A 17,215-nucleotide genomic window follows, 5' to 3' on the forward strand; every position below is an offset into this window, starting at 1 on the left:
ATGGTCTGGTGAATGCGTGGTCGGCCTTAGGTCGGCAACGCGAATTCACCGGCGAGTTCGATGGTGCGGCCTTCGCGGGCCGATCGCTGGGCGGCGAGACCCATGACGACGGCCCACCAACCGTCTTGCAAGGTCACTTCCACTTTGCCTTGTTCGCGCACCGCAGCGGTGAAGCGGGCGTGCTCGAAATAGGTCGAACCGTTATGGTCGCCTGCCTCGAGCAGCCGGGGGTCGACGGGAATCTCCAGCAGTCGTGGTCCAGGCGGATTGCGCGGACTAACGATCAACTGGGGCACTGGCGCAGGGCCAAGGTGGGTCGGCCAGAAACGGCCTGGTCCGGGCACCAGACATTCGATCTTTCCGTCGCCGCCGACAGCGCAGAGTTCCTCCTGGTAGCGGCTGCCCTCGGCAAACATGCACAGTTCCAGCATGGCGCGCGCGCCGCTCGCGAAATCAACCAGCACATAGCCATGGTCAAGGATATCCGGCCTCTCACCGCCATAGCGTTCGTCGAGATGGTTTACGGCCTGTCCAGCGCTCGCCATCACGCGGACGGGGTCCGATCCGAGGATCAGCCGCATCAGGTCGAAGAAGTGGCAGCACTTCTCGACGAACGTGCCGCCGGTGTTGCGGTTGAAGCGGTTCCAGTCGCCGACCTTGGCCAGAAACGGGAAGCGATGCTCGCGGATCGTCAGCATGCGGATGCCGCCGGTGGCGTGGCGCGCCTGCTCGACGAATACGGCGACGGGGGGCATATAGCGATATTCCATGGCCACCCAGACGAGCGGAAGCCGAGCTTTCAACGCCGCGATCCGCCCCTCGTCGGCGCCCTCGGTGAAGAGCGGCTTTTCCACCAGTACCGGCAGTGGTCGAAGTGCGGCGATCTGCTCCATCTGACCGAGGTGCTGGTGGTTGGGGCTGGCAATCAAGACGCAGTCCACCTCATCCATGGCCAGCAGTTCGGCGATCGATGCCGCCGATCGCGCGCCCGACGCCGTCGCCAGCGACGCCGCCAACATGCCGGGGTCCGGCTCGACGATCGCGGCCACATGCGCGTCGGGCAACAGAGTGATGTTGCGGATATGCTCGCGGCCCATCATGCCGCAGCCGATGATGCCGTAGCCGATCGATGATCTGGTCACGCTGCGTCTTCCTCCGGCCTATCTGAAACGCGTGACGTACCGCGCCGCGCCCGGATCGAACCAGCTGCGGGAATATTCCGCGCTGGCGCCGTCGCCAGCCCAGGCGATACGTTCTATGAACCCCACGACCGTCCCCGGCGGAGGCCTGAACTCGAGCGGGACCCAGTCCGGCGCAGGCGCGACGGCGACATGGTCTTCGGCGCGAACGATCGAAAAGCCGAGCGCGAGCCGGTAGTGGAGATAGAGGGATTCCGACAAATCCTCGCGCTTGAGCCGCTCGGCGCGGCTGACGTCCAGCCAGATCTCCTCGACCGCGGCCGGCTCGCCGTCGAGCCGCCGCAGCCGGCATATACGGTGGGCTTCGCCGGCGCTGCCGAATTGCGGCAGGTCGGCGGGCTTGGGCAGTCGCTCGACGGACAGCACGTCGGCGCTCGGCAGGCCGCCACCGCCGATGCGCTCCAGGCGAAAAAAGGCATAGACCCCGAGCAAGTCGCCGCGCGCCCGCACATAGTTACCCGAGCCCTGGATGCGGTCGAGAAGGCCCTTTTCGGTCAAATCTGCCAGCGCCCTCCTGAGCGTGCCGACGGCAATCCCAAGGCTCGCGGCCATCTCGCGCTCGGGCGGCAACCGCGCCCCGTCGGCCAGCCGTCCGGCCGCGATTTCGCGGATCAGCATTTCGCTGGTCTGCAAGTGCACAGGCAAGGGCCCACGCATCTGGCTGGATCGGTGGCCGGGGTCCGCCCTTGTCAAATGCATCCGGTGTCCAATCACATCCCGGTTTCGGGTTTGGCTCAAATTGATACAGTATTGATCTACACCAAAACGAATGCTACGCAAGCCCTATTCGCAGCTCCGGACCTCTTTGAAGAATGGCCCGGGCTTCTTTTTTGAAGAGTGGCAATGAGCATCGTCCCAATCACCTCGCCGGATCTCGATGCAGCCGAAGTCTCGTGGTTCGCCGCACTCTGCTCGGACGACCATCGCTATCTCGGTGTGCCGAACGGCGCGTTGCGCTCGAGCTGGGCGCATTGCTCCGAGATCGTGAAGACGTCCGAGGAACTAGGTTTCCGCAACATCTTGTGTCCGTCGTCCTATCAGGTCGGCCAGGACACGCTGAGCTTCGTAGCCGGCTGCGCGCCGATCACCTCGAAGATCAATCTGCTCGCCGCTGTGCGCTGCGGCGAGATGCAGCCGATTATGCTGGCGCGCACGATTGCGACGCTGGATCACATGCTGGAAGGCCGGCTGACGGTGAACATCATTTCGTCGGACTTTCCGGGCGAGACAGCCGACAGCGCCTACCGTTATCAGCGTTCGCGCGAGGTTGTGCAGATCCTGCGCCAGGCCTGGACCAGGGACAGCATCGATTTTGAGGGCGAGGTCTATCGCTATAAAGGACTCTCGACGGCGCCAGCGAAGCCCTATCAGCAAAATGGCGGCCCGCTGCTCTATTTCGGCGGTTATTCGCCCGACGCGCTCGAGCTTTGCGCCGAACAGTGCGATGTCTACCTGATGTGGCCGGAAACCAGGGAGGAACTTGCCGGCCGCATGAAGGCCGTCCACGAACGCGCCGAGCGCCATGGGCGGACGCTCGACTACGGCCTGCGCGTCCACATGATCGTGCGCGATACCGAGGCCGAGGCAAAGGAATATGCCCGGGAGCTGGTTTCGAAGCTGGACGACGAGCAGGGCAGGGCGATCCGCGAGCGCGCGCTCGACGCCCGATCGCTCGGCGTATCGCACCAAGCCAGGAACCGCCAGATCGCCGATGCCGAAGGCTATGTCGAGCCGCATCTGTGGACGGGCGTCGGGCGGGCGCGCTCTGGTTGCGGCGCGGCGCTCGTGGGCTCGGCCGATCAGGTTCTGTCGGAAATCGAAGCGTATATGAAGTTGGGGATCCGCGCCTTCATCTTTTCCGGCTACCCGCATCTCGACGAGGCGCGTCATTTCGGCACCAAGGTGCTGCCCCAGCTCAAGACATGCTCGCTCCCGCACGCCTATGGCCGGGTGCCGGAACGGATCCCGGCGACACCATTGGGAGCGGGGGAGCGCCGCTGATGGAGCATGTCGTGTGCGATCCACGCCTTTTGCGCAATGCCTTCGGGCGCTTCGCCACCGGCGTCACGGTCGTCACCACCGGCACGGCCGACGGCCCGGTCGCAATCACTGCCAACAGCTTCTCATCCGTGTCGCTCGATCCGCCGCTGGTGCTCTGGTCTATCGGCCGCCACTCGCGCCGGTTCGAAGCGTTCGCCAATTCCGCGCACTACGCCATTCACGTGCTGGCGGAAGATCAAATCGATCTGTGCTGGCGTTTTTCGAAGTCGGGGACGGACTTTGCCGATCTTGACCTGTCGTGGAGCGAGCACGGCGTGCCATTGCTGCCGCGCGCACTGGCGCGGTTCGAATGCAGCGTCGCCGACCGCTTTCCGGCTGGCGACCATATGATCCTGCTTGGACGTGTCCTTGAACTGGAGACGCAAGAGGGTTTGCCGTTGCTCTTTGCTGGCGGCAAGTCGCGCGCTCAAGAGACCAGTTGATGACCGCCGGCGCCGCTCCGGGCTGGTGCCGTCGACTGGCGCACCACGAGATTGCAGGCAAGCTCGACGCGGCGCGGCGGCGACCCCGAATGGGCCATGTCGTCGAGCAGCAGGCTAAGTGCTGCCGATCCGATCTCGCGCATGGGAATGTGCATCGCCGTCAGCGGCGGATTGCAGAAGGCAGCGAGCGGCAAGTCGTCCATACCGACCACGGACACATCGCCAGGCACCGAATATCCGGCCTCCTGGACACCGGCGATGGCACCAAACGCCAGGCTGTCGCCGGCCGTCAGCACGGCGGTGAAATCGAGGCCGCGGGCCGCGATGCGCTCGGTCACGGCTCTGCTCGCAAGTTCCGGCAGCCAGTCCTGCACCTCGACCACAAAGTCGTCGAAGCCGGCAATGCCGGCCGTGATCAGCGCGTCGCGCCAACCTTCATAGCGCCGCTCGATTGTGCGCCGGCCACGCCGCATCAGGAACAGGATGCGGCGGTGGCCAAGGCCGATCAGATGCTGCGCGGCAAGCATGGCGGCAGAGCGATTGCAGGGCGTCACGCTCGAATGGCGCATCGAGGGATCGTCACCGTTGACGAGCACGATCGGCTTGGCGAAGCCGGCTGTCAGCGTCAGCACATCGTCATCGTCCAGCGTCAGAAACAGGCAGCCGGCGACGCTGTCGTCGCGCTCGGATTCACGCAGCAGCGCGATTTCGTCCTCGGGCGCCGAAACCGGCCGGGTCACCAGTTCGACGCCCAGCAACCGGGCACGCTCGTTCAGTCCATCAAGGACATGGTAGGTGAACTGATTGCGGGCACTGTCCACCATTGCCACGCTGCTTGCGGCCAGGATGACCTTGCGCCCGGCAACCGAGGCGGGAATGGCGTAGTTCATCGACTTCGCTATTTCGATGATCCTGGTGCGAAGCTCATCCCTCACGCCGCCGACACCGCTCAGCGCACGGGAGGCGGTGCTGACCGACACGCCGCAACGCGCCGCGATCTCCTCAAGTCGAATGCGGCGGCTGGGGCGGCCACGCTTGCCCTGGATATTCATCCGTTCCGTCACCTCCGGCAAAGTCATCTGATTAATGCAAAAAATTTTCAGATTGCGCAAGAAAAATGGCTGTGAAACAGTTCTGATGAAGCGGAAGAAACGGGAGGAGTGATGCCGCTATCGGCCGAACGCCTGAATTCCAAACTTGCCAGCCTCGTGGCCGGCATGACCGGTTTGCGTCATGACGGGCGGTTCCATGAGCCTAATCTCGACGGCACGCCGGGCGACTATGTCAGCTTCGACAGCTGGGAATGGCCGCAAGGCGTCGGGCTCTACGGGCTGGTTCGGCTGTGGGCGCAGACCGGCGACGATCGGCTCCTGCAGACTATCGAGGCCTGGTACGATCGACGCATCGCTGCCGGTCTCCCGGCGATGAACGTCAACACCACCGGGCCTCTGCTGGCGCTAAGCGAATTGTGGCGACGGCGGCGCCAGCCGCGCTTCGAGCCGGTCCTGCGCGAATGGGCCGAGCAGGTAGTCATCGCCTTGCCGCGGACGCCCGAAGGCGGTTTCCAGCATGATGTTTCGGACCGGGTCAACGACGACGAATTGTGGGACGACACGCTGTTCATGGTGGCGCTGTTCCTCGCATGCTACGGCCAGGCTGCCGGCCAGCGCCGCTTCGTCGAGGAAGCGGAACGGCAATTCCTGGTTCACGCCCGTTATCTTGCCGATCCGGCATCAGGGCTGTGGTTCCACGGCTGGACGTTCGCGGGCCGGCACAATTTCGCCCGCGCGCTTTGGGCGAGAGGCAATGCCTGGATTACCGTCGGTATCCTCGACTTGGTGGAGTTCGCCGAAATTGCGCCTTCGGTTCGGGCCTATCTGCTCGGCGTGCTGGAGACGCAGATCAACGCCCTGCTCGAGGTGCAGGCGGGTTCGGGCGCCTGGCACACTCTGCTCGACGACCCGACGTCTTACGAGGAGATTTCCGCCACGGCCGGCTTCGGCTACGGCTTGATGAAAGCCGCGCGGCTCGGAATCGGCTCGACAGAGTGCCGTGCCGCCGGGCTCCGCGCCTTGGAAGCCGTGGTGGCGAACATCGATGACAAAGGTGTGGTTGCGAACGTGTCCTATGGCACACGCATGGGCGCCGACCTGCAGTTCTATCGCGATATACCCATCCATCCGACGGGCTACGGGCAGGCGCTGGCCATTCTGTGCCTGACCGAAGGCGCGCGGCATCTGCAGTCGAAGGTGGAGGCGGCATGATGCGGACGCTCTATGGCGTGTCGCCGGCCGATATTGCCGGCATGGACACGGACCGGCTGAGGGCCGAGTTCCTCGTCGACGGCTTGTTCCGGCCCGGCGCGATCGAATTCGTCTACACCCATGTCGACCGCATGATCGTCGGTGGCGCGGTGCCGCTGGCCAACCCGCTGGCATTCGGCAACGGGCCCGAAGTCGGCACCCCGCTCTTCTTTGACGCGCGCGAGATGGGTATCGCCAATCTCGGCGGCAATGGCGCGGTCGCGGTGGACGGCCGGCGCTTTCACGTCGCTAACCGCGACATCGTCTATGTCGGACGCGGAGCGCGTGAGGTGACGCTGGAGAGCGACGATCCGGAGAGGCCGGCACGCTTCTACATGAACTCGGTGCCAGCCGGCGCCGATATTGCGCATCGGCTTATCGTCAGCAGCGAAGCCAAGCCGCTTGTGCTCGGCGAGGAGGCCCGTGCGAACAGGCGCACGCTGCGTATGTACATCCATCCCGAAGTGGCCCCGTCCTGCCTCTTGTTGATGGGGATCACCGACCTCGCGCCGGGCAGTGTGTGGAACACCATGCCGCCGCATCTGCATGAGCGGCGCATGGAAGCTTATTGCTACTTCGACCTCGCCGAGGCCGACCGTGTGGTCCATCTGATGGGCCGGCCTGACGAGACGCGCCACCTGATGGTCGCTGACGGCGACGTCGTCCTGTCGCCCGCCTGGTCTATCCATATGGGCGCCGGCACCGGCCCCTATGCTTTCGTCTGGGGCATGACTGGCGAGAACCAGGCCTATACCGATGTCGATCCAGTTGCCGTGAAGGATTTGCGATGAGCGAGGCCGCGCAAGGCGTTCGGACGGATTTTACGCTGCGCCGGCCGCTCACGGCGGGGCAGCCTATCGTCTATTGGCGGCTCGGGTCCATCGCCGGGCAGCGCTACGACGTGGCCGACCAGCCCATGCAAGGCGAGATGGATCCCTTCTTCTTCCTGACCAAGCACAAGAATTTCATTCCGCATGAATATCCGTGCCGCACGCAGTTCGCAGCGGAACGCCGCGGCAAGCGACCACAGGTCAGCGCCGAATTCGGCGCCGAGCGCATCTGGCTGCCCTTCGCCTCACCGCGCATCGACCTGTCGGGCTTCTGGTTTCGGCCGACGGTGCTTGGTACCTGGGCCGAGACCACCATCGAGGCGGCCTCGACTGGCGAGGCGCTGGTGCGGCTGCGCACATGCGGCGGCGCCATACTCTTTGCCAACGGTGGGGAAGCCGGCTGGATGGCGCCCTACGGCCGCAATCTGGAAAGTGCTGAGCATTTCAAGATCGCGCTGAAGGCCGGCCGTAACGACATTCGCGTGTGGTTCGACGATCTCGTCGAGCGCGACGCCCGCTACTATTTCCAGCTCGACTATCTATCCGGTCCGGCTGCTTCGGTGGCACTGCCGATCGAAGTCGAGAGCGGCGTTGCCGATGCGATGGAAGCAGCCCTCGACGACATGCATTTCGAGCGTCCCGCCTATGATGGCGGCGAGGTGGCGCTCGTCACCGGCGTGGCCCTGCCGCGCGACGCGCAAATCGAGGTCGAGATCGAAGGCGATTTCATGTCGATCGAGGCGCCGGTGCGCTTCGCCTTCGATCTGCCGGCGGGCCAGGCGCGGCTGCCGATCGCCGATACCGAGCAGCTGCCGGCCGACTTTCGCCATTTCAAGGTGACACTGAAGGTCGCCGACCATGCCGTATCGCGTGTCTTCGGCGTCGAGATATGCCACGCGCGCCGTCAGGGCGATGCGCCGGAAACGCTTGCCGCGCGCATAGATGAAGCCCTGCGCGAGGTCGCCGGTCACGCCGAGGCCGACACCGTGCGCGCGCTGGCGCGCCTGGCGATCGGACAGCAGGGCGCCGAGACCGACGCCATGATCGCCGGCACGCTGCCGGCGATCGAGGATTGTCACGATTGCGCCGACTTCATCCTGGTACCGCTGCTGTGGTTCCGCACGGCCTATGGCGATCGGCTGGAAGCGAGCCTGCGTGCGCGCGTCGACAACGCCATCCTCGGCTACCGCTACTGGATGGACGAGCCCGGCAATGATGTACAGTGGTACTTCTCCGAGAACCACGCGCTGCTCTTCCACACCGCCGCCTATATTGCTGGGGGCGTGTTGCCTGATGTGCGGTTCGTGCGGTCGGACCGCCTTGGCCGCGAACAGTCCGCGGTTGGAGCCGCGCGTGTGCGCGCCTGGCTCGACCATTTCGAGGCATGGGAGATGGCCGAGTTCAACTCGGCGCCCTATTTCCCGATCGACCTCAAGGGCCTGTGCGCGCTCTACGCGCTGGCCCCGGACAAGGACATCGCCGAACGTGCCGGCAAGGCAATCATACGCCTGCTTGAAGTCGTCGCGCGCTCGGCGCATCGCGGCATCCTCACCGGGGCGCAGGGCCGCTCCTATGAGCACACGCTGCGCGCCGCGCGTTCCCTGGAATTATCCGGCATCTGCCGCATGCTTTGGGGCAAGGGCAATTACGGCATGCGCTTTCACGCGCTGCCGCAGCTGGCACTCTGTCTGCGGGATCACGATTTGAGCGTTCCCGACGGGTTGGCTGCAATTGCTTCCCTCACCGACGATACGGCGTGGGAATGGACTTTCGCGCAGGGACAAGACCGCTTCGCGCGGCTCTACCACTATAAGACGCGCAACCATGCGATGGGCAGCGCCGCTGGCTACCGCTGGAACCAATGGGGCTATCAGGAAACCGTCATTCACGCCCGGCTGGGCAAGAATCCGGATGCGCAGATCTGGATCAACCACCCCGGCGAAGTGCTGCAGTCGGGATATGGCAGACCATCATATTGGGGCGGCTCAGGCACTTTGCCCCGGCTTCACCAATACCGCGACCTCGCCATAGTCAGCTTCTCCTGCTCGGATGAACAGCCCGACTTTACACACGCCTGGTTCCCCGCAAGTGCCTTCGATGCCGTGCAAGTGGGTGGCGATTGGGCGTTCGCGCAATCTGGCGACGCCTTCGTTATGCTGAAGACGGATGTTCCGCTCACGCAGGTCGTGGCCGGCCCGACCGCCGGCAACGAGTTGCGGGCGGCGGGACGCAGCACGACATGGATCGTCCGCCTCGGTGATCGGAATGCCAATCTGCCGGCGCTCGACGCCTGGGCGGGCGCCTTTGCCGGCCTGTCGGTGCGGTCGGGTCCCGACGGCGAATTGATCGTCGACGACCCGGAGTACGGCACGGTGCATTTCGTCGCCGACGCAAGGATCGTGGCTGAGGGACGTACACTCGATCCGGCCAACTGGACCGTGCGCGGCGAGGCGATGCGCATGAAGCACAGAGAGTAGGGAGGAAATCGGCTGCGACGCTCAAGAGGAGAGGGCGTGGCGGCTTGAACCATCGGGGCGCCGCCCTGGTAAAGGAGGAGACGAAGCATGAATAAGACCCGCACTTTGCTGGCCGCGCTATCGGTCAGTCTGCTCGCATCGACCAGCGCGTTTGCCGGCGACGTGCGCATCATGTGGTATTCGGACGGTGTCGAAGGCGATGTCATCCAGGACATTCTGAACCGCTTCATGAAGGACAATCCCGACATCCACGTCACGCTCGACAACGTCGCCTACAAAGTGATCCAGGAGCAGCTGCCCATCCAGCTCGAGGCCGGCCAGGGGCCGGACATCGCCCGCGTCACGAACATCAAGGAGCTTGCCCAGCACTGGCTCGATCTCAGGCAACTGGTGGCCGATCCGAAATATTGGGAGGCCAATTTCGCTGACACGCTGGACTGGATGCGCCCTGATGGCTCCAACGCCATCCCGGGTTTCATGACCCAGCTCACGCTCACTGGCGGCTTCGCCAACAAGACGCTGTTCGAACAGGCCGGCGTGCCGCTGCCCGGTGACAAGGCGACCTGGGACGACTGGATCGCCGCCGCCGCCGAGGTGGCGAAGAGCCAGCAGCTTCCGGCTGCCTTCGCCATCGACCGTTCCGGTCACCGCATTTCGGGTCCGAATGTCTCCTTCGGAGCGAACTATATCGGCCCCGATGGCATGCCGGCGAAAGTGGACGACGGCACCAAGGCGTTCGTCGGCAAGCTCGTCGACTGGACCGCCAAGGGCCTCATGCTGAAGGATACCTGGGTGTCGGCGGCAGGCTCGACCTATCGCGCGGCCGCCGACGACTTCATCAACGCCCAGATCCCATTCTACTATTCGGGCAGCTGGCAGGTCGCCAATCTGTCGACCAAGATCGGCGATAGTTTCGACTGGGTGGCGACCGGCTCGCCCTGCGGTACCGCAGGATGTTCGGGCGTGAAGGGCGGCGCGGCGCTGGTCGCCATCAAATACACCAAGAATCCCAAGGACGTCGCCAAGGTCATGGATTATCTGGCCCGTGAAGACGTGGTGAAAGAATTCAGCGAGCGCACGCTGTTTCTGCCCGCGCACAAGGGCGTCGTAGACAAGGGCGGGCTGAAATGGGTCTCGGCCGACAAGAACGTCGGTCCGGCGCTCGACAAGTTCGTCAAGGCGGCGGGTGAAACCTTGCCGGCGGCCGATGCGCTGCCGCCGTGGAAGTGGGCCAACGCTTACTTCGCCGCGCTGGTGACGCGCGTCAGCCAAGTGATGGCCGGCGAACTCAGCCTCGACGATGCCTGGGGCAGGATCGACCAGGATATCGCCGACAAGGTTGCCGAGGCGAAGTGACCGCCGCCGCGACACTGAAGGCATGGACTGGCGCCGCGCTCGCGGCGCCGGTCGTCTGGCTGGCATCGATCGTCAACGTGCCGCTGAAGTTCTGTCAGCGCGCGACGGGCACCGGTGGCATGGCCGCGTTCTTCCTCGCCCCAAACATGGCGATCTTCGGCATTTTCGTCCTGGTGCCGATGATCATCAACTTCTTCTATTCGGCCACGTCGGGAACGGCCTACTTCCTGCAGGACCGAACCTATGTGGGGCTCGAGCAATACCAGCGCCTGCTCGATTGCGGCAACTACCTGGACACTGCCACTTGCCACGAGGATCTCTTCTGGAAGGCCGTGCACAATACGGGCCTGTTCGTCGTCGTGCAGGTGGCGCTGATGACGGTCGTGTCGATGGCGACAGCGCTGATTCTCAACCGCGAGATCGTCGGGCGCAGCTTCTGGCGCGCGGTGTTCTTCTTTCCAGTGCTGCTGTCGCCCGTCGTCACCGGCCTGATCTGGCGTTGGATCCTGCAGCGCCAGGGCCTGCTCAACCTGATCGTCCATGATCTGGGCGGCGAGCCGCACAACTGGCTGACGGACCGTTTCTGGGCCTTCACCGCCGCCGTCAGCGTTTCGGTCTGGGCACATATGGGCTTTTACACGCTCATCCTGCTTGCCGGATTGCAGGCGATCCCGCGCGACCTTTACGAAGCGGCCGAGATGGACGGCACGAAGCCGGCGCGGGTATTCTGGCGCATCACGCTGCCGCTGCTGATGCCGAATCTGCTTGTCGTCATCGTACTGACGCTGATCCGCGCCGTGCAGATCTTCGACGAAGTCTATGTGCTGACGGGTGGAGGGCCGGGAACCTCGACCCTCTATATCACGCAGTACATCTATGAGATCGGCTTCGCCTCCCTGTTGCGCAATCCGGGGCTGGCTTCGGCGGCTTCGATCCTGATGGGGTTGGTGCTGGTCGTGCTCACCTTGGTTCAGCTGCAGGTCGGACGCCGGGGTGAGCGGAAAGGAGCCCGCGAATGAGCCGGGTCGTGACATTCCTGACCCGCCGGCGCGGCGGTCGCGGCTGGCACTGGACGGATATCGTGAGCTGGCTGTGGCTGCTCGGCGGTGTTGTCATCATGTTCGGCCCGGCCGTCTGGCTGGTGGGTTCGTCATTCAAGACGCCGGCACAGCTCGCCGAGTTCCCCCCGACCATAATGCCTTATGTCAGCCAACAGGCGACGGTCGAAGGCTACGACAAGCCGCTGGCCCTCTACAGGGTGAAGCTGCCGGATGGTTCGAGCAAGGTGCTGGCCGAGGTGCGGCGCATCGGCATCATGGCGCAGATGGTGGACCCGCAGGCGCCGAAGGATGTCGTCAAGATCAACATCGCCGACCGGCAGCCGGTGCGCGAAATCGGCTTCGCGACGGAGAACTACACCGAGCCCTTCGTCCATTTCGACTTCCTGCGCTATCTGCGCAATTCGATTTTTGTGACGGCAATGGCGACGCTGATCACGCTGCTCACCAATTCGATGGCCGCATTCGCCTTGTCGAAATACAAGTTCCGCGGTCGCGATCTGACGATGCTTGTTATCGTCGGTACGCTGATGGTGCCGCTGTCGGTCATCCTGGTGCCGCTCTATTCGGTGGTGGGCGCCGTTGGGCTGCTCGATTCGCTGTGGGGCGTGATCTTGCCGACCGTGGCGACGCCAACCGGCGTCTTCCTGCTGCGCCAATACATGCTGACCATCCCCGACGAGCTGCTCGATGCGGCTCGCATGGACAATGCTTCCGAATGGCAGATTTACTGGCGCATCGTATTGCCGCTTGCAGCACCGGCGCTCGCCGTGCTGGCGATCTTCTCGGTCGTCTGGCGCTGGAACGACTTTCTGTGGCCGCTGGTGGTGCTGTCGCGCAAAGAACTCTACACACTCCAGGTCGGCCTCAATACCTATGCCGGCCAGCTAAACGTGCAGTGGCACTACATCCTGGCGATGACCGTGGTGACGATGATCCCCGTCGTCCTCGTCTTCGTCTTCCTGCAGCGTTACATCACTTCCGGCATTGCCGGCACCGGGCTGAAGTGAGGATGTCATGGGACGGATAACGCTGACCAACATCGATCGCGCTTACGGCAAGGTGAAGATCTTGCACGGCATCAACCTCGACGTCGGTGACGGCGAGATGCTGGTCCTCGTCGGCCCGTCGGGTTGCGGCAAGTCCACGCTGCTGCGGCTGATTGCCGGGCTCGATCGACCGACCGACGGCAAGATCGAGATCGACGGGGTCGACGTCACCAACGTTTCGGCCGCGCAGCGCGGTCTGGCAATGGTGTTTCAGTCTTACGCGCTCTACCCGCACATGAGCGTGCGCCAGAACCTCGCCTTTGGCCTCGAAAACATCCGTATGCCCAAAGCCGAGATCGACGCGCGGATCACGGAAGCGACGCGCATGCTGGAAATTGCTCCCTATCTAGACCGCCGGCCCGGTCAACTGTCGGGCGGCCAGAAGCAGCGCGTGGCAATCGGCCGTGCGGTGGTGCGCAATCCGACCGCCTTTCTACTCGATGAACCGCTGTCCAACCTCGATGCCGAACTGCGTATCACCATGCGCGCTGAACTGGCGGGCCTACACCGGCGGCTGGCAACCACGATGATCTACGTCACCCATGACCAGATCGAGGCGATGACGCTGGCGGACCGCATCGTGGTCATGCGCTCGGGGCGGATCGAACAGGTTGGCCGGCCGCTCGATCTCTACAACGCGCCGGCCAACCTGTTCGTCGCCGGCTTCATCGGCGCGCCGCGGATGAACCTGCTGCCGGTGAAGGTGCGTTCGGCAAGCGGCGCCGAGGTGCGTGTCGAAGGTCCAGGCGGGCTCTCAGCCTCGATCGCGGCCGATGGGGTCGCGCTGAAACCGGGAGACGGCGCGACGCTTGGCATCCGGCCACACGACATCCAACTTTCGAATGGCAGCAAGGGATCGGTGGAAGCGCGTGTAATGCTGGCCGAGGCGTTGGGACCGGAAACCGTTGTCCACGCCACCATTGCCGGCGACAGCAAACTGATCGCCGTTCTCAAGCAGCAGGGCGTTGAAACGCAAGGGCCGCCGATCAACCTCGCTCTGCCGCCGGAGCGCATGCATCTCTTCGATGCCGCCGGGCTGCGCGTTCCACAGCGTTAGCCTCACGCGAGGCCATCGTTAGGGGCCTCGTAGTGGCGATATCTCCGCGCAATACATGGATTTCCATGAGATGCAGCCGAGGCATGGCGGAACTAGATTTAGGCGGTGAGTTCGCCTGTCCAGATATTGAAAACAAGTGCTATATCAAGCGCTGACGGTCCCCAGGCTTTTTTGTCCGACAGGAGAAGCCAATGACACCAGCGTCCAACTCACTTGGCGAAATCGACCCCGAAGCAACGCTTGCGCTGCAAATCATCGAGAGCATGCCCGGCCACGCGTGGGCAGCCGATGCCGCCGGAAGATTCACCTATGTCAGCCCAAACACCCTGGCGTTCCTCGGCAACACGCATGAGGATCTCAACACTTCCGAAGACGACGATGAGTTCGGCTGGCGTCGAGCTGTCCATCCCGACGATTATGATCCTGTAGCCGCCAGATGGCGGCATTGCCTCGAAACCGGCGATCCCTATGATACCGAGCATCGTCTGCGGCGCGCCGATGGCGTCTATCGCTGGTTTCGAAGCTCAGGACGACCTTTTCGCGATAGCCAGGGGCGCATCATTCAATGGTACGGCACGACAATAGACATTGAGGATCAGAAGCGGGCCGAGTCAGCATTGCGCGACCGGGAGGGGGAACTCTCGCAGCTCGTGGATATGGTCCCGAGTCACATCTGGCGGCTCGATCCCGACGGCGAGCCGATCTTCTTCAATGGGCGCATGGTTGACTTTCTTGGCCTCGACGTAGCGGATCTGGACCGACCGGGCATGAGCCGGCTGGCGGCGATGATACAGGCCGCCGTTCATCCGGACGACGCGGCAGCATTCGGCGATGCACTCCGCGGTTGCTTCGCTACCGGTGCGAGCTTCGCCATGCGCTATCGCCTGCGCCGTGCCGATGGCGTCTATCGCTGGATGTCGAGCCGGGCGGAGCCGATGCGCGATGACGCCGGCCGCATCGTCCAGTGGTATGGCCTCTGTCACGATATAGACGATCAGATGCACGCCGAAGCGGCGTTGCGGCAGAGCGAGCAACAACTTCGGCACATGATCGACGCCGTGCCGGTCCGTATCTGGAGCGTGATGCCGACCGGCGGGCCGGTCTACTTCAACAAGCGATACCAGGACCATTTCCGCTCCGTTATCGCCAACTTTGACGCGCTCGGCGAGCCGGGAATCGAAACGTTGCTGTACGAGGTGATTCATCCCGAAGATGCTCCCGAGGTGCAGCGCACGTTGCTGAGTTGTTTCGAAACTGGCGGCGGCTCCGCGATGCGGTTTCGCTGGCGCGAAAAAGACGGCACCTATCGCTGGGCTGAGTGCAGGGTCGAGCCGCGGCGCGATGACGACGGAACGGTCGTGCAGTGGTACGGGGTTTCTCTCGACATCGACGATGAGGTGCGCGCGCAGGCGGCGTTGCGCAAAAGTGAGCGGCGCCTTCAGCAGCTTATCGACACCGTGCCCGCTTTGATCTGGAGTACGACACCGGAAGGGACGCCATCCTACGTCAACAAGCGGTTCACCGATGTAACCGGGGCCACGCTCCATGACATCACGGCCCCGGACGGCTCGCCGTCGCTGAGCGTCATCCACCCAGACGATATCGACACCGCACGGCAGGCGATCCGCCATTCATTCGCAACGGGCGTGCCTTACGTTCAGAGATATCGCCAACGGCGGGCCGACGGCGGCTATCGCTGGACCGAGACTCGCGCCGAGCCGCTGCGCGACGAAGATGGCAGCATTCTCCAATGGTACGGTGTGAGCGTCGACATCCATGACCTGGTGACCACGCAAGCGGCGTTGCACGACCGGGAACGAGAGCTCTCGCAACTCGTCAACATGGTTCCGAGCTACCTCTGGCGGCTGTCTCCCAACGGTGAGCCGACCTTCTTCAACAAGCGCCTGATAGATTTTCTCGGCCTGGACATAGCGGACGCGGAAAAACCGGACATGAGCCTGCTGGCGGCCTTCATTGCCACCGTCGTCCATCCCGACGATGCAGCCAGCCTGAAGGAAGCACTCGACAGCTGCTTTGCCACCGGCGAGCGCTTCTTCATGAGGTATCGCCTACGCCGTGCCGATGGCGTTTATCGTTGGATGGAGGGCCGCGCCGAGCCGCTGCGGGATCACGGCGGACGCATTGTCCAGTGGTACGGTCTTACGCACGACATCGACGATCAGCTGCGCGTCGAAGCGGCGCTGCGCGAGAGAGAACGCGCTCTCTGGCAGCTCGTTGAAACGCTGCCGGCAATGATCGATTGCGCCGCGCCAGATGGCGAACCGATATACCGCAGCCAGCAGCTCCGCGAATTCCTCGGATACAATCTTGAGGAATTGGACGAAGCGGGAAAGTCGCGGCTGGCTGGCACACTCGACGCCGGTGTTCATCCCGACGACCTGACAGGCGTCAAAGAAAGATATGCCCATTGTCTGTCCACAGGCGAGCCGTATGCGCGACGGCACCGTCTGCGGCGCTTCGATGGTGAATATCGCTGGGTCGAGACGCGTGCCGCGCCGATGCGCAATGCCGAAGGCGCCATAGTGCAATGGAACGTTATCTGCCTCGACATCGAAAATGAGGTGCGGACACAAGAGGAGCTTCGACTGGCACAAGAGAGACTTGCGCGTGCGAGTCAGGCGGCGAGCCTTGCCGAACTCTCCGCATCCATCGCTCATGAGGTGAACCAGCCGCTGGCCGCCATCGTCGCCAACTCGAACGCATGCCACCGTTGGCTGTCCGCCGAGCCCCCGAACGTCGAGCGCGCGAAGATCACGGCCGAGCGCATCATCCGCGACGCCAATTCGGCGGCGGATGTCGTCAGCCGCATCCGTGCCTTGTTCAGACCTTCGCTTGAAATGAGAACCAGTACGCCGATCCCCAGCGTCGTTGCGGAAGCCCGTGACCTTATGGCCGAGGAAGCCATGCGGCGTCGCGTTCGCATGGACATCGACGTCGAAAGCAACCTTCCGCTGGTTGCGTTCGATCGCGTCCAGATCCAGCAGGTCCTGGTCAACCTCATTCGCAACGGCATGGAGGCGATGGACACCACCGCGGGCGACAAGGTTCTTGGGATGCGCGTGCACCGGATAGAGGACACGATCCAGACCGAGGTCAGCGACCGAGGCCCGGGTATCGAACGTCCTAACAAGATATTCGAGCCGTTCTTTACAACGAAAGGGAACGGGATGGGCATGGGGCTCGCGATCTCCCGTTCGATCATTGAGTCTCACGGCGGACGCCTTTGGGTGGAAAATAGCGTGCCGCGTGGGGCGACATTCATCTTCACTCTCCCGGTTGAAGCGAAAGCTGCGCAATAAGTCGGGCGACACCTCGGCCACCGGCGGCGCTCAGTAAGCGCTTGGTTTTTCGGCTCTCGGTGAAGGGGCGCCGCCGCCCCGTG

Annotated in this window: 13 protein-coding genes; 10 read left to right on the forward strand and 3 right to left on the reverse strand. The window is 63.7% G+C overall.

Features of this window, described 5'->3' with window-relative positions; genetic code table 11:
• Positions 1-26: 26 nt before the first annotated feature.
• Together NKH80_RS07060 and NKH80_RS07065 are read right to left on the reverse strand one after the other, a co-directional pair.
• Positions 27-1,100, reverse strand: a complete 1,074-nt coding sequence (locus tag NKH80_RS07060; RefSeq protein ID WP_502900918.1) for a Gfo/Idh/MocA family protein — start codon at positions 1,098-1,100, stop codon at positions 27-29.
• A 60-nt stretch (positions 1,101-1,160) separates the two neighbouring features.
• Positions 1,161-1,817 (reverse strand): GntR family transcriptional regulator, encoded by a 657-nt coding sequence (locus tag NKH80_RS07065; protein ID WP_352990500.1) that lies wholly within the window; start codon positions 1,815-1,817, stop codon positions 1,161-1,163.
• A 225-nt stretch (positions 1,818-2,042) separates the two neighbouring features.
• Between NKH80_RS07065 and NKH80_RS07070 the strand changes: the two genes are divergently transcribed.
• Positions 2,043-3,200, forward strand: coding sequence for an LLM class flavin-dependent oxidoreductase (locus tag NKH80_RS07070; protein WP_352990503.1), 1,158 nt, complete (start codon positions 2,043-2,045; stop codon positions 3,198-3,200).
• Positions 3,200-3,682, forward strand: a complete 483-nt coding sequence (locus tag NKH80_RS07075; RefSeq protein ID WP_352990506.1) for a flavin reductase family protein — start codon at positions 3,200-3,202, stop codon at positions 3,680-3,682. The genes NKH80_RS07070 and NKH80_RS07075 overlap by 1 nt, the downstream gene beginning before the upstream one ends.
• On the opposite strand, the gene NKH80_RS07080 is transcribed toward NKH80_RS07075, so the two are convergent.
• The gene (locus NKH80_RS07080; RefSeq protein ID WP_352990509.1) at positions 3,667-4,734 is read right to left on the reverse strand and encodes a LacI family DNA-binding transcriptional regulator; all 1,068 of its coding nucleotides are present in this window, start codon (positions 4,732-4,734) and stop codon (positions 3,667-3,669) included. The genes NKH80_RS07075 and NKH80_RS07080 overlap by 16 nt on opposite strands.
• A gap of 111 nt (positions 4,735-4,845) precedes the next feature.
• Between NKH80_RS07080 and bglB the strand changes: the two genes are divergently transcribed.
• The 8 genes from bglB (at position 4,846) to NKH80_RS07120 (ending at position 17,132) form a co-directional block, all read left to right on the forward strand.
• A complete protein-coding gene (gene bglB / locus NKH80_RS07085; protein ID WP_352990512.1) occupies positions 4,846-5,946 on the forward strand; it encodes a beta-galactosidase BglB in 1,101 nt (366 codons plus the stop codon).
• Positions 5,943-6,776: a 5-dehydro-4-deoxy-D-glucuronate isomerase gene (kduI, locus tag NKH80_RS07090; RefSeq protein ID WP_352990515.1), complete on the forward strand. Its 834-nt coding sequence runs from the start codon at positions 5,943-5,945 to the stop codon at positions 6,774-6,776. Before bglB ends, kduI begins: the two co-directional genes overlap by 4 nt.
• The gene (locus tag NKH80_RS07095) at positions 6,773-9,292 is read left to right on the forward strand and encodes a hypothetical protein (protein ID WP_352990518.1); all 2,520 of its coding nucleotides are present in this window, start codon (positions 6,773-6,775) and stop codon (positions 9,290-9,292) included. The genes kduI and NKH80_RS07095 overlap by 4 nt, the downstream gene beginning before the upstream one ends.
• Positions 9,293-9,379: 87 nt before the next feature.
• A complete protein-coding gene (locus NKH80_RS07100; protein ID WP_352990521.1) occupies positions 9,380-10,648 on the forward strand; it encodes an ABC transporter substrate-binding protein in 1,269 nt (422 codons plus the stop codon).
• Complete coding sequence (locus tag NKH80_RS07105; protein WP_502900919.1) at positions 10,645-11,667, forward strand: carbohydrate ABC transporter permease; 1,023 nt, start codon at positions 10,645-10,647, stop codon at positions 11,665-11,667. Before NKH80_RS07100 ends, NKH80_RS07105 begins: the two co-directional genes overlap by 4 nt.
• On the forward strand, positions 11,664-12,716 hold the full coding sequence (locus NKH80_RS07110; RefSeq protein ID WP_352777248.1) for a carbohydrate ABC transporter permease: 1,053 nt from the start codon (positions 11,664-11,666) through the stop codon (positions 12,714-12,716). The genes NKH80_RS07105 and NKH80_RS07110 overlap by 4 nt, the downstream gene beginning before the upstream one ends.
• A gap of 7 nt (positions 12,717-12,723) precedes the next feature.
• The gene (locus NKH80_RS07115) at positions 12,724-13,812 is read left to right on the forward strand and encodes an ABC transporter ATP-binding protein (protein ID WP_352990524.1); all 1,089 of its coding nucleotides are present in this window, start codon (positions 12,724-12,726) and stop codon (positions 13,810-13,812) included.
• Positions 13,813-14,003: 191 nt separating this feature from the next.
• Complete coding sequence (locus NKH80_RS07120; protein ID WP_352737039.1) at positions 14,004-17,132, forward strand: PAS domain-containing protein; 3,129 nt, start codon at positions 14,004-14,006, stop codon at positions 17,130-17,132.
• The last annotated feature ends 83 nt before the right edge of the window (positions 17,133-17,215 follow it).

The sequence above is a fragment of the Mesorhizobium sp. M0904 genome (genome assembly GCF_040319475.1).
In the GTDB taxonomy this organism is placed as follows: Bacteria; Pseudomonadota; Alphaproteobacteria; order Rhizobiales; family Rhizobiaceae; genus Mesorhizobium.